Raw genomic sequence first — 11,725 nt, forward strand, 5'->3', positions numbered from 1 at the left:
GTACGTCCAGTACGAGGCCGACTCGGGCGCACGCCCAGCCGGGCGCCCAACGCCGCGCGCTGATCTGCCAAGATCCGCCGGACAGGCCCTAACCCCGCGCCTTCACGTAGTGCCGCGCCGCCTTCGCCCGGTTCCCGCAGACCGCCATCCGGCACCACCGCCGGCGCCCGTTCTGCGAGGCGTCGAAGAAATGCAGAATGCACGCCTCGTGTGCGCACTGCTTCACCCGGTGGGCGCCCTGTCCGAGCAGCGCGAGGAAGTCGTCGGCCGCCAGCCAGGGTGCCAGCCACTCCGGCCGGTCGGCCTCGACCCGCTCCTCGGCCCCGCCCGGCCCGGCCGTCCGCCGGATCCGTCCGTGCGCCAGCACCGCGTCCAGCCCGGCCCGCGCCCGCTCGCCCAACTCGCCCCGCTCGCGGGCGTCCTGGGCCGCGAGCAGGACCGCCTCGCGGGTCTGCCGGATCGCCGCCAGTCCGGCCGCGTCGGCCGGGCAGCGCTCGGTCAGCCCGTTGGAGGAGAGCCAGATCCCGTACTGCTCCACGTCGGTGAGCGCGTCGTTGACGGGCGTTCCGGACCAGCGGGTGTTGAGCAGGTCGAGGGCGAGCGGCTCGCCGGTCAGCGGTCGGTGGTCCCTCGGGTCCGGCATCAGGTCAGTCATCGCTCTCCCTCGGCTCGGCCCGATTCTACGTCCGCTCCCGCACCGGGAATTGGTGTGGACCGTTCCCGGAACAGCGGCCATTCACTGTATGGAACGCCCGGATTTCCGGCCCTCCACAGTTGACTGTTTTTTAGCAACGAATTGCCGGACCATGATCCACCGCACCGATCCGCTCTGACATGTTCTAGCCAGCGTTCCTGAACCCATCGGGACGCCTTGCCCCTTGCCGGCTCCCCACAGCCGGCCGGAGGAGGATCCGTTGCGTCACCGTTCCCTCGCCATCGCCGCGGCGATAGCCGTCCTGCCGCTGACCGCCGTCTCCCTCGGCGTCGCCACCGCACAGGCCGCCACCCCGCACGCCGCCCCGCGCGTCGCCCTGCCGAACACCGTGAACCCCGCGGTGGCCCACTCGGAGAAGAAGGGTGACGTCCCGGCCGAGCAGCAGATCTCGGTGGCCGTCAGCCTCAAGCTGCGCGACTCCGCCGGGCTGGACCGCTTCCTCGCCGCCGTCGCCACCCCCGGCACCCCGGAGTACGGCACGTACCTGACGCCGGAGCAGTTCAGCGCGCGGTACGCGCCCACCCAGCAGGCCGTCGACCAGGTCAAGGCCTACCTGACCGCCCAGGGCCTGACCGTCGGCGACGTCAGCGCCAACCGCCAGGTGGTCAACGCCCACGGCACCGCCGCGCAGGTCTCCCAGGCCTTCGGCACCCACGAGAGCTCGTACCTCGACCCGCAGCAGCAGCGCACCTTCTTCGCCAACGACGGCGCCGCCTCGATCCCCGCCGAACTGGCCTCCGTGGTCCAGGGCCTGAGCGGCCTGGACAACCACGCGGTGCGCAAGGGCCGGATCGCCGCCCCGCACTCGGTGACCCCGAACGCCGCCACCGCCACCCCGAAGGGCATGGCCCCGGCCCAGTACCGGGGCGCGTACAACCTGGACAGGACCGGCGCCGACGGCACCGGCACCACGGTCGCCCTCTGGGAGTTCGACGGCTACAAGTCCTCGGACCTGACCACCTACGACTCCCAGTACGGCCTGACCGGCCCGGCCGTCACCACCGTTCCGGTGGACGGCGCGAACTACGACTCCTCGCCCGGCCAGGGCGAGGGCGAGGTCGAGCTGGACAGCGAGATCGTCCGCGGCGCGGCCCCCAAGGCCACCCAGCTGCTCTACGAGGCCCCGAACAGCGACCAGGGCGAGATCGACATGGCCAACAAGATCGTGGCCGACAACAAGGTCTCGGTCATCTCGATCTCCTGGGGCACCTGCGAGCCGGACACCACCGCCTCCTCGATGACCGCCGTCGACAACGCCTTCAAGCAGGCCGCCGCCCAGGGCATCTCGGTCTTCTCCGCCTCCGGCGACGACGGCTCCAAGGACTGCACCCGCTCCGCCAGCGGCGCGAGCGTCACCTCGGTCGACTTCCCGGCCTCCAGCCCGCACCAGACCGGCGTCGGCGGCACCAACCTCCAGGTCACCGGTGGCAACGGCTACTCCTCGGAGAGCGCCTGGAGCACCGCCGGCGGCGGCGTCTCCACCGTGTTCGGCAAGCCGAGCTGGCAGACCGGCACCGGCATCGGCGGCACCATGCGCACCGTCCCGGACGTCGCCTCCAACGCCGACCCGCAGAGCGGCTTCGCGATCTACACCGGCGGCGGCTGGAACGTCTACGGCGGCACCAGCGCGGCCGCGCCGCTGTGGGCCGGCTACGCCGCCCAGGTCAACCAGAAGGCCAAGGCCGCCGGGCAGCCCGCCCTCGGCGAGGCGAACCCCAAGCTGTACGCGGTCGCCAACAGCAGCAGCTACGGCAGCACCTTCCACGACGTGACCACCGGCGCCAACCAGGACTTCTCGGCCGGCACCGGCTACGACCAGGTCACCGGCTGGGGCACCCCGGTCGCCGACGCCCTGACCACCGCCCTGCTCGGCGGCGGCAGCACCGGCGGCACCACCCAGCCGACCGGCGGGGGCTGCACCGCCGCCCAGCTGATCGGCAACGGCGGCTTCGAGACCGGCACCGCCGCCCCGTGGAGCACCTCCTCGGGCGTCGTCGACAACGGCACCTCCGAGCCGGCCCACTCCGGCAGCTGGAAGGCCTGGCTGGACGGCTACGGCAGCGCCCACACCGACACCCTGTCGCAGACCGTCACCGTCCCGGCCGGCTGCGCCTCGGCGACCCTCACCTTCGCGCTGCACATCGACACCGCGGAGACCGGCTCCACCCCGTACGACACGCTGACCCTCCAGGCGAACGGCACCACCGTGAAGACCTGGTCCAACGTGGACGCGGCCGCCGGCTACGTGCAGCAGACCGTGGACCTGACCTCCTTCGCCGGCCGTAGCGTGACCCTCAAGTTCACCGGCACCGAGGACGGCTCCAACCAGACCAGCTTCGTGATCGACGACGTCGCCCTGAACGTCAAGTGATCACCGGCCGGTAGCACCACGTAGACCCCCGCCGGGGCGGCGCCGTCAGGGCCCGCCCCGGCGGTGTCCGTTTGCGCCCGGTTCCGCACCGTTCCCGACGTCGCGTTCCGGCCGTGTTTCCGAACTGTTTCAAGATCGCTAACCATCCGGTCCACCTGCTGTGACCACTGTCATCCGCACGACTGATGACGTAGCCTCTCGACGGTGCATAGGGTTCCCCAAAGCTCGGTGAAGCCGCTCACAGCGCGCCCCGGCGCCGGTCCGGTGCCACCGAATCCACCTGGTGGGGAGGTTCACCGCATGGCCGCACAGCAGCCTCAGGACGCCGCGCGGCTGCGGCTGGTCGGATCGCGTACGGAGCGCCCCGACCCGCCCGTCCAGGCGCCCGCCCCGACCCCGGGGCCCCCGGCGCCGTCCGCCGGCCGACCGGCCCCGGCCGGCGGCTTCGCGGACGCCCTGCACCTGGCGATCGAGGCCAGCGGCCTCAGCCTGGACCGGATCCGCGCCGCACTCGCCCAACGCGGCGTCAGGGTCAGTGTCACGACGCTCAGTTACTGGCGCCGCGGCCGCAGCCAGCCCGAACGGGCCAGCTCGCTGCGCGCCGTCCACCTGCTGGAGGAACTGCTCGGCCTGCCGCACAGCGCGCTCTCCTCACTGCTCGGCCCGCCCCGCCCGCGCGGCCGCTGGGCCGCCGCCGCCAACACCCTCCACCTCGGGCTGGAGGACGTCTGGCCGGGCGAGCAGGAGATCGCCGAGATCTTCGCCGAACTGGACGCCCCGCCGGCCGGCGAGCTGGAGCGGCTCAGCATCCACGACTCGTACTACGTGGACGCCGAGCGGCGCGCCAACCTGCTGCGGATGCGCCAGGTGGTGCGCGCCACCGTCGGCGGCGTCGGCCGCTGCCTGGTCGTGCACAAGGCCGACGAGGAGGCCACCGGCTGCCCGGAGATCACCTCGGTGCGGCACGGCCGGCTGGGCCGGGTCCGCCGCCGCCCGGAGGTCGGCCTGACCGTCGCCGAGCTGATGCTGGACCGCCCGCTCGGGCTCGGCGACAGCACGGTCTTCGAGTACGAGGTGGAGATCCCGCCCGGCGGCCCGACCATGGAGTACAGCCGCCGCTTCGCCACCACGGTGCGCGAGTACGTGCTCCAGGTGCACTTCGACCCGGCGGCCGTCCCGGTGCACTGCGAGCGCTACGACCGCGAGCCGGGCGCGGACGTCGACCACCGCCGCGAGCAACTGTGGATCGGCGCCTCGGCGAGCGCCCACGTCCTGGCCCCGGACCAGCAGCCCGGCCACATCGGCATCCGCTGGGAATGGCCCTAGGCACCACCGCACCACCGAAGCCCACCGGAGCCCCGTCGGACCACCAGGTCCGGCGGGGCTTCCGCGTCCCCTCCCGGAAACCTGACCCCTTCAAGCCGCTCCATCGGTTGACGCTCCATCATCTAACCCATAACCTCATTAGTACCGGTTAGGCAGTCGCCCCGCCGGAACCCACCGGGAGGGACCAGGCATGTCCGGCACCACCGCACTCCGCACCCTGCAGACCGGCCACGTGGGCCTCAACGTCACCGACCTCGACCGCTCGGTCGACTTCTACCGGACCGTCCTCGGCCTCGAACTCACCCACCGGGGCACCGACCCCGAACGCCGCTACGCCCTGCTCGGCCGCGACGGCCGCCTGGTGGTCACCCTCTGGCAGCAGAGCACCGGCACCTTCCCCACCGCCGCCCCCGGCCTGCACCACCTCTCCTTCGAGGTGGCGGACCTCGACGAGGTCCGCGCCACCGAGGAACTGCTGCGCACCCTGGGCGCCGAGTTCGCCTACGACGGCGTCGTCCCGCACAGCGAGGGCTCCGCCTCCGGCGGCGTCTTCTTCACGGACCCGGACGGCATCCGGCTGGAGGTCTACACCCGCACCGGGCTGGCCGACACCGCCGCCGGGGCCCCCCACGCCGACGCCCCGACCTGCGGCTTCTTCTAGGCAACGGGATGACCGCCACCAGCACCCCCTACCACCCCGGCGAGCGCAGGGCCCAGGCCCGCGCCGGAGTGACCGAGCGGGCCGACCACGCGGGCCGGTCGATCCGCAGCACCGTCCCGGCCGTGGCCGCCCGCTTCCTCACCGAGCGCCGGACGCTGGTGGTCGGCGCCGCCGACCAGGACGGCCGGGTCTGGGCCACCCAGCTGTCCGGCCCGGCCGGCTTCCTGCGGGCCCCGGACGAGCACACCGTGACGATCGCCGCCCACCCGTCCGAGGCCGACCCGCTGGCCGCGGCCCTGGCCCGCCCCGCCCAGCTCGGCACCATCGCCCTGGACCCGGCCGGCCGCCGCCGGATGCGGCTCAACGGCCGTTCGGTGCCGGACGGCCGGGGCGGGCTGGTGGTCCGTGCCGAGGAGGTGGTGTCCAACTGCCCGAAGTACATCCAGCGCCGCAGCCCGCTGGACCGCCCGGGCGCGGGCGCGCCCCGCACGGTCGCCGACGGGCCGGTCCTGACCACGGCCCAGCGGCTGACCGCGGCCACCGCCGACACCTTCTTCATCGCCACCTGTGGACCCGACGGCAGGGTGGACGCCTCGCACCGCGGCGGCTTCCCCGGCTTCCTGGAGGCGGTGGCGCCGGACACCGTCCGCTGGCCCGAGTACCGCGGCAACAGCATGTTCCTGACCCTCGGGAACCTGGAGCTGGACCCGCGGGCCGGACTGCTGCTGCCCGACTGGGAGACCGGCGGGGCCCTGCTGATCACCGGCGAGGCCCGCACCGACTGGTCCGAGGAGGCCCGGCGGGCCGCCCCCGGCGCCGAGCGGATGGTCGAACTGACCGTCACCGGGGTCCGGGAGATCGCCGACGCCACCCCGCTGACCTGGACCGGTCCCGAGTACTCGCCCGCCAACCCGCACTGACCACGGGTCAGTTCCGTACGGGCCCCCGACCGAAGGCCGGGGGAGGGGCCTCACCCGTCCGGCGCAATCCGCCGCGCCGCACCCCGCCCGCTCTGGGACCTTTGGTTCCCGATGACACGCGGTCGGACCGGGACGAGCACTCCCGTCCCGCCGTCAGGCGCGCCGACCAGGAAAGAGGCGGGGCATGACCCTCACCGACGGCCCCTCACCGCTGATGGAGTTCACCGAGGTCGACCCCGAGGAGGACTGCATATGCGGCGGCTGCAACGCCCGCCGCCGCGCCCGGCTGCACGCCGCCCCGGTCCACGAGGGCGGGCACGCCGCGGCCCGCAGCACCCGCCGCCGGGCCGCCGTCCTGGTGGCCGCCGTCGGCACCGCGATAGGCGGCGGCACCGCCGCCGCGGCCCCCGCCCCCGGCCCCACCCCGGGCGGCAGCAGCACCGCCCAGCCCCCGCGGACCCCGCAGGGCGAGGTCAGCGGCCTCTACGGCCAGGACCCCGGCGCCCGCTCCGCCGCCCCGCAGCCCGCCGCCCAGCCCGTCACCCGGGCCCGGATCATCCAGCGCGCCCAGGCCTGGGTCGACCAGGCCGTGCCGTACGGCATGGGCCGCTACTGGTCGGACGGCTACCGCCAGGACTGCTCCGGCTTCGTCTCGATGGCCTGGGGCCTCGGCAGCAGCCAGACCACCTGGACCCTGCCGAACTTCGCGGAACGGATCGACCGCAACGACCTCCAGCCCGGCGACGCGCTGATCTACAACAACCCGGCCAACCCCCAGGCCGGCTCGCACGTGACGATCTTCGGCGGCTGGACGGACTCCTCCCGCACCCGGTACGTCGCCTACGAGCAGACCTCCCCGGGCACCAGGAAGCGCTCCACCCCGTACGCCTACTGGAACAACTCCGGCTCCTACCTCCCGTACCGCTACACCGGCCTGTCCGGCGGCAGCAGCGACGGCACCGGCAGCACCGACGCCTTCCCCGGCGCGCAGGAGTTCGGCCCCGGCGCGGACAACGGCTACGTCACCAGGCTCGGGCAGCTGCTGGCGCAGCGCGGCGGCGCCCGCTTCTACGCCGAGGGCCCCGGCCCCCGCTGGGGCGAGGCCGACCGCAGGGCCACCCAGGCCTTCCAACTCGCCCAGGGCTGGCGCGGCGGCGAGGCCGACGGCATCCCGGGCAAGGACACCTGGGACTTCCTGGTCCACCACAAGGGCCACGACATCGACGCCGGCACCCCGCCGCCGTCCCCCTGAGGCCCCCGCGGTCGCGGCACCGCCCGGGCGCCGCGCCTCAGCGCCGGCCCGACATCCAGTGGAACAGCCCCATCGCCACGCTGGTCGCCAGGTTGAAGCTGGACACCCCCGCCTGCATCGGCACCGCGACCAGCCGGTCGGCCCGCTCCCTGAGCTCCGCCGACACCCCGTGCCGCTCGGTGCCGAAGGCGAGCAGCGCGTCGTCCGGGAACGGCAGGTCCCGGATGTCCGTGCCCTCCGGGTCCAGCACGTACAACGGCCCGGCCGGCAGCTCCGGCAGGTCCACCCGCTCCACCGCGGTGGCGAAGTGCAGTCCCGCGCTCCCGCGCAGCACCGTCGGGTGCCAGGGGTCCAACTCGCCCGTGGTCACCACCCCGGTCGCCCCGAACCCGGCCGCCAGCCGGATCACCGCCCCGACGTTCCCCAGGTTCCGCGGATTCTCCAGCACGACCACCGGCGCCCGCCGCGGCAGCCGCCCCAACGCCTCCCGGTTCGCGGCCACCGACGGCCGCGCCGCCAACCCGACCACCCCGGTCGGATGCAGCCGCGGCGCCAGCCCCCGCAGCCGCTCCTCGGCCACCTCCACCGCCAGCGCGTCCAGCGCCGGGACCACGTCCGGCGCCAACTCCCCGGCCAGTGCCAGCAGGGCCCCCCGGTCGGCCGTCAGCACCCGCCGGACCTCGCCCCCGAACCGCAGCGCGTGCTTCAACGGGTGGAACCCGTCCAGCAGCACCGCGCCCCGCTCGGCCGCCCGCCAGTCCCGCACCAGCTCGTCGTCCATGCCGCTCACTCTCCCACCCCCGGCTCCCCGGGCCGCCCGGCGGCCGCGATCACCTCGTCGAACCCGAGCGGCACCCCCACCGGGCCGCCCTCGGCGGCCAACCCGGCCAACGCGAGATCCAGATGCCGGTGCACCAACGCCCCGTCCGCGTCCAGCGCGGCCAACGCCCCCGGCAGCGGCCGGGAGACCCGGACGCAGAGCAGCACCAGATCCCCCATCCCCACGTCCGCCCGGATCTTGCCGGCGTCCCGGGCAGCCCGCAGCAGTCCCTCCACCGCCGTCACCGCACCCCGCCGGGCGGCCACCAACTCCCCGTCCACCACCAGCCGTTCGAGCAGCACCACGATCGCCGCCCCCATCCGCAGATCGGCGGCCGCGTGCACGAACCGGCGCAGCGCCCGGTACGGATCGTCCTCCGCCCGCCGCGCCTCCTCCGCCGCCCCGGTGAGCCGGCCCAGCAGATCGGTGACCAGCGCCCGCACCAAGGCCTCCCGGTCGGGGAAGCGCCGGTAGAGCGTGCCCGGCCCGACGCCCGCCCGCCGGACCACCGCGTCCAACGGGGCGTCCGGCCCGCGCTCCAGGAACACCTCGCAGGCGGCGTCCAGGATCCTGCGCCGGCTGCGTTCCGCGTCGGCCCTCATCCACCACTCCCTAACCGGAGAACTTCTCTCCCCCTATGCTAGCGTCCAGCCAACCGGAGAAAAACTCTCCGCCTATCGCCCTCCCCGAGGAGCGCCACCATGCCCACCACCACCCCCCTCACCGTCCACACCGCACTCGACGGCGTCCCCCAGCCCCGCGAAGCCGTCCTCGCCTGGGAGCTCGACCGCGCCCGCGCCGCCCTGCACCTGCTCAAGCAGCGCCTCGGCGACGACCGGATGCGCGAACTCCTCACCCCCGACACCGCCGAGGCCGACGCCGCCCTCACCACCTGGGCCCACGCCTCCCGGGGCCGCTGGCGCACCGCCGTCACCGAACTCACCGCCACCGGCATCGACGCCACCCGGTTCCTCGCCTGGTGGCAGGGCCGCCTCCGGGCCGGCGACCGCACCGCCCTGCTCGCCGCCAACCCCGAGCACTACCTCGCCGACTCCACCGCCGACCGCGTCGAGATCATCGAAACCCTCGGCACCACCCCGACCCGCTTCTTCCTCCGCTTCCACGACGACGTCCCCGTCCCCACCACCTTCCCCACCCACATCGCCGGCACCGGCACCCTCGCCGACGGCACCGAGATCCTCCGCGTCCTCCACGAGTTCGCCGACACCCCCGCCGGCCTCCGGATCCGCCTCACCGTCCAGTTCCCCGAGGCCGCCCCCGACCACCTCCCCACCGGCCACCAGTGGCACTTCGCCTGCGAGTTCACCAACTGGCTCCGCGCCGCCCACACCGCCGCCTGACCCCGGACCCCGAGCGGGCGCGCAGGGCCGGAGCCCGCGCGCCCGCACGAGGAAACCCACCCCGCCCCCGGCCCCCTACCGCTTCTCCTTCTCCGAACTCCCCCGCAGAGCCCGCTCCAGATCCCGCAGGGCCACCCCCACCAACCGGGTCCCGGCCCGCACCACGTCCCCCTGCACCCCCGCCCCCGCTCCCTCCCCCAGGCCCTCCTCCAACCGCACCTGCGCCTGTCGCACCGCCCCGAACTCCACCGCCCGCCCCGTCAGCAACGCCCCCGCCGCCAAGGCCGTCGCCAACCGCAGCTCCTCCGCGTACTCCGCCGCCCCCGGCACGGGCTCCGCGTCGGCCGCCGGCAGATGGGCCTCCAGCAGCACCGCCGCCCGCCCCAGGTGCCCCACCGCGGCCCGCGCCCGGTCGATCTGGCGCCGGGTCACCCCGCTGAGCCCCGACTCGTGCCGCCCCGGCTCCGCATCGGCCCGCTGCATCGCCTGCAACAGCTCCGACCGCGCCTCCCGCGAGTCCAGCAGCGCCGCCCGCACCGCCCGCCCCCGCGGCGCCGCCGGATCCTCGTAGCAGTCGACCACCGCCGCCGCGTACCGTCCGGCCGCCGCCAGCCATTCGGCGAGCCGCTCCCCGAGCCGCGCGGTCTGCCAGGTCGGGAACAGCGCGTACGTCAGCAGCGCCAGCGACCCCCCGAGCAGCGTCAGCCCGACCCGCTCGAAGGCCGTGACCAGCGGATCCCCGGCCTGCAGCCCGAGCAGGAACACCACGTACGAGGAGATCCCGACCGTCGTCAGCGCGTACCCCGTCCGGAACGCCAGGTACGCCCCGCCGATGCACAGCACCGCCAGCGAGGCCAGCACCCACTCCCCGGGATGGGCCAACTGCACCACCAGCGTCGAAACGGCGACCCCGACCACCGTCCCCGCCAGCCGGGCGACCCCCCGGCTGTAGGTCTGGGCGAAGTCGGGCCGCATCACCATGGCCGCGGTCATCGGCGCCCAGTACCCGTGGTGGAACCCGGCCAGCCGGGCCAGCAGGTAGGCGGCGGTGACCACCCCGGCGAGCCGGACGGCGTGCTGGAAGATCGCCGACCGCGGCCGCAGCTGCCGCCGTACGGCCCGCAGCGCGACCGGCAGCATCCGCGAGATCGACGGCTTGTGCAGCGCCCCGCCGACGCCGACCACGGGCGTGGTGATGGTGTCCTCGTCGTTGCGGTCCAGGGTGTCCGCGGCCTTGCGCAGCAGCCCGCCGAGCCGCCGGGCGGAGCGCCGGGCCGCCCCCTGCAACTGCGCCCCCTGGTCCGGCCGGACCAGGGTCAGCGCGGGCGCCGACCGGGGGAGCCGGACGGGGTCGCCGGTGCGGACGGCCCGGGCGAGGGCGTCCATCACCTCGGCGGCGGCCGCCAGCACCTCCCGGGCCCGGTCGCGTTCCGGCCCCTCCTCGGGGGCGCCGACCTTGGGGTCGGCGAGCGCGGCGAGGGTGGGACGGATGCGCTCGGCGATGCCGCGCAGGCCGCGCAGTTCGGGCGGCCGGTGGCGGTCCTGCCAGGGGGTGACGGCGGAGGCGTGCCGGGCCGTCATGAACGGTTCCGGGTCCACGTGCGCGGTCGGGTCCTGGCGCAACCGGCGCGCGTAGTCGGCGAGTTCGGCGAAGGTGTCGGCGAGCGCGGCCCGTTGGGCGCTCCAACTGCCGATCGGCCACAGGGTGATGACGACGGCCTGGGCGACGCCGCCGAGCGCGGCGACCAGTCCGTGGCCGAGCGCGGCGGCCGCGCTGACCGGGAGTTGGACCACGATCAGCATCACCGAGAGGGTGTTCGCGGTGACCACTCCGGCGGTGGGGCCGATCGCCCAGGCGAGTCCCGCGCCGAAGGCCCACACCGCGAGCAGCGCCGGGAACAGCCCGTACACCCCGGCGGCGAGGTAGCCGAGGAAGGTGCTGATCCCGAGCCCGACGCCGGCCGCGACGGCCAGACTGGCGCGGGGCCGGAAGCTGCGCTGGAAGGTGGCCGAACCGGCGATGAACGCGCCCATCGCGGCCGAGGTGGCGAGCCCGACCCCGCCGAGGGCGAGCGTGGGGAAGAGCACCAGCGCCACGGCGACCGCCCCGCGCAGCGCGCGCTTGGGATCGGTGAGCGCCCGGTCGAGGGTGAGTCCGGTCCGCGCGGTGTCACGAAGGGCGGCGAACCAGGACATACCGCCATCCTAGTGTCCTGAGTCCTTGATCCGTCGTTGGTCAGTGCATGGGACGTCCTGGGCCGAGGCTGGCCGAGCTGGTGTTGTCGGATCACGAGCGGCA

General features: G+C 74.7%; 10 protein-coding genes. 6 read left to right on the plus strand and 4 right to left on the minus strand.

Annotated elements, in window-relative coordinates:
- Nucleotides 1–88: 88 nt before the first annotated feature.
- On the minus strand, nt 89–655 hold the full coding sequence (locus ACFWXO_RS43395; RefSeq protein WP_375891903.1) for a CGNR zinc finger domain-containing protein: 567 nt from the start codon (nt 653–655) through the stop codon (nt 89–91).
- Nucleotides 656–914: 259 nt separating this feature from the next.
- Between ACFWXO_RS43395 and ACFWXO_RS43400 the strand changes: the two genes are divergently transcribed.
- The 5 genes from ACFWXO_RS43400 (at nt 915) to ACFWXO_RS43420 (ending at nt 7,245) form a co-directional block, all read left to right on the plus strand.
- Nucleotides 915–3,086: a protease pro-enzyme activation domain-containing protein gene (locus ACFWXO_RS43400; protein WP_380532279.1), complete on the plus strand. Its 2,172-nt coding sequence runs from the start codon at nt 915–917 to the stop codon at nt 3,084–3,086.
- A 300-nt stretch (nt 3,087–3,386) separates the two neighbouring features.
- Nucleotides 3,387–4,412, plus strand: coding sequence for an XRE family transcriptional regulator (locus ACFWXO_RS43405; protein ID WP_375891899.1), 1,026 nt, complete (start codon nt 3,387–3,389; stop codon nt 4,410–4,412).
- Between the two features lie 190 nt (nt 4,413–4,602).
- Complete coding sequence (locus tag ACFWXO_RS43410) at nt 4,603–5,073, plus strand: VOC family protein (RefSeq protein ID WP_380532282.1); 471 nt, start codon at nt 4,603–4,605, stop codon at nt 5,071–5,073.
- Between the two features lie 8 nt (nt 5,074–5,081).
- Complete coding sequence (locus ACFWXO_RS43415; protein WP_380532286.1) at nt 5,082–5,993, plus strand: pyridoxamine 5'-phosphate oxidase family protein; 912 nt, start codon at nt 5,082–5,084, stop codon at nt 5,991–5,993.
- Between the two features lie 184 nt (nt 5,994–6,177).
- Nucleotides 6,178–7,245 carry a peptidoglycan-binding protein gene (locus tag ACFWXO_RS43420; protein WP_380532289.1) on the plus strand — a complete coding sequence of 356 codons (1,068 nt, stop codon included), beginning with the start codon at nt 6,178–6,180 and terminating at the stop codon, nt 7,243–7,245.
- A gap of 37 nt (nt 7,246–7,282) precedes the next feature.
- Here ACFWXO_RS43420 and ACFWXO_RS43425 read toward each other — a convergent pair whose 3' ends face one another.
- Both ACFWXO_RS43425 and ACFWXO_RS43430 read right to left on the minus strand, forming a co-directional pair.
- Nucleotides 7,283–8,026 (minus strand): TrmH family RNA methyltransferase, encoded by a 744-nt coding sequence (locus tag ACFWXO_RS43425; RefSeq protein ID WP_380532292.1) that lies wholly within the window; start codon nt 8,024–8,026, stop codon nt 7,283–7,285.
- A 5-nt stretch (nt 8,027–8,031) separates the two neighbouring features.
- Nucleotides 8,032–8,667 (minus strand): TetR family transcriptional regulator, encoded by a 636-nt coding sequence (locus ACFWXO_RS43430; RefSeq protein ID WP_375891891.1) that lies wholly within the window; start codon nt 8,665–8,667, stop codon nt 8,032–8,034.
- Between the two features lie 99 nt (nt 8,668–8,766).
- Here ACFWXO_RS43430 and ACFWXO_RS43435 point away from each other — a divergent pair, with 99 nt between their 5' ends.
- Entirely contained in the window at nt 8,767–9,426 is a 660-nt protein-coding gene (locus ACFWXO_RS43435; RefSeq protein WP_380532296.1) for a hypothetical protein, read from the plus strand.
- Between the two features lie 75 nt (nt 9,427–9,501).
- Here the strand turns inward: ACFWXO_RS43435 and ACFWXO_RS43440 are convergent, their stop codons facing one another.
- Complete coding sequence (locus ACFWXO_RS43440; RefSeq protein ID WP_380532299.1) at nt 9,502–11,622, minus strand: FUSC family protein; 2,121 nt, start codon at nt 11,620–11,622, stop codon at nt 9,502–9,504.
- Nucleotides 11,623–11,725 lie beyond the last annotated feature (103 nt).

Source organism: Kitasatospora sp. NPDC059088, from assembly GCF_042738155.1.
Classification (GTDB): Bacteria; Actinomycetota; Actinomycetes; order Streptomycetales; family Streptomycetaceae; genus Kitasatospora.

What these genes read in the sequence shown, in the direction of transcription:
- ACFWXO_RS43395 (WP_375891903.1), bottom strand. Translation starts at nt 655, where the DNA reads ATGACTGACCTGATGCCGGACCCGAGGGACCACCGACCGCTGACCGGC.
- ACFWXO_RS43405 (WP_375891899.1), top strand. Translation starts at nt 3,387, where the DNA reads ATGGCCGCACAGCAGCCTCAGGACGCCGCGCGGCTGCGGCTGGTCGGA.
- ACFWXO_RS43410 (WP_380532282.1), top strand. Translation starts at nt 4,603, where the DNA reads ATGTCCGGCACCACCGCACTCCGCACCCTGCAGACCGGCCACGTGGGC.
- ACFWXO_RS43415 (WP_380532286.1), top strand. Translation starts at nt 5,082, where the DNA reads ATGACCGCCACCAGCACCCCCTACCACCCCGGCGAGCGCAGGGCCCAG.
- ACFWXO_RS43420 (WP_380532289.1), top strand. Translation starts at nt 6,178, where the DNA reads ATGACCCTCACCGACGGCCCCTCACCGCTGATGGAGTTCACCGAGGTC.
- ACFWXO_RS43425 (WP_380532292.1), bottom strand. Translation starts at nt 8,026, where the DNA reads ATGGACGACGAGCTGGTGCGGGACTGGCGGGCGGCCGAGCGGGGCGCG.
- ACFWXO_RS43430 (WP_375891891.1), bottom strand. Translation starts at nt 8,667, where the DNA reads ATGAGGGCCGACGCGGAACGCAGCCGGCGCAGGATCCTGGACGCCGCC.
- ACFWXO_RS43435 (WP_380532296.1), top strand. Translation starts at nt 8,767, where the DNA reads ATGCCCACCACCACCCCCCTCACCGTCCACACCGCACTCGACGGCGTC.
- ACFWXO_RS43440 (WP_380532299.1), bottom strand. Translation starts at nt 11,622, where the DNA reads ATGTCCTGGTTCGCCGCCCTTCGTGACACCGCGCGGACCGGACTCACC.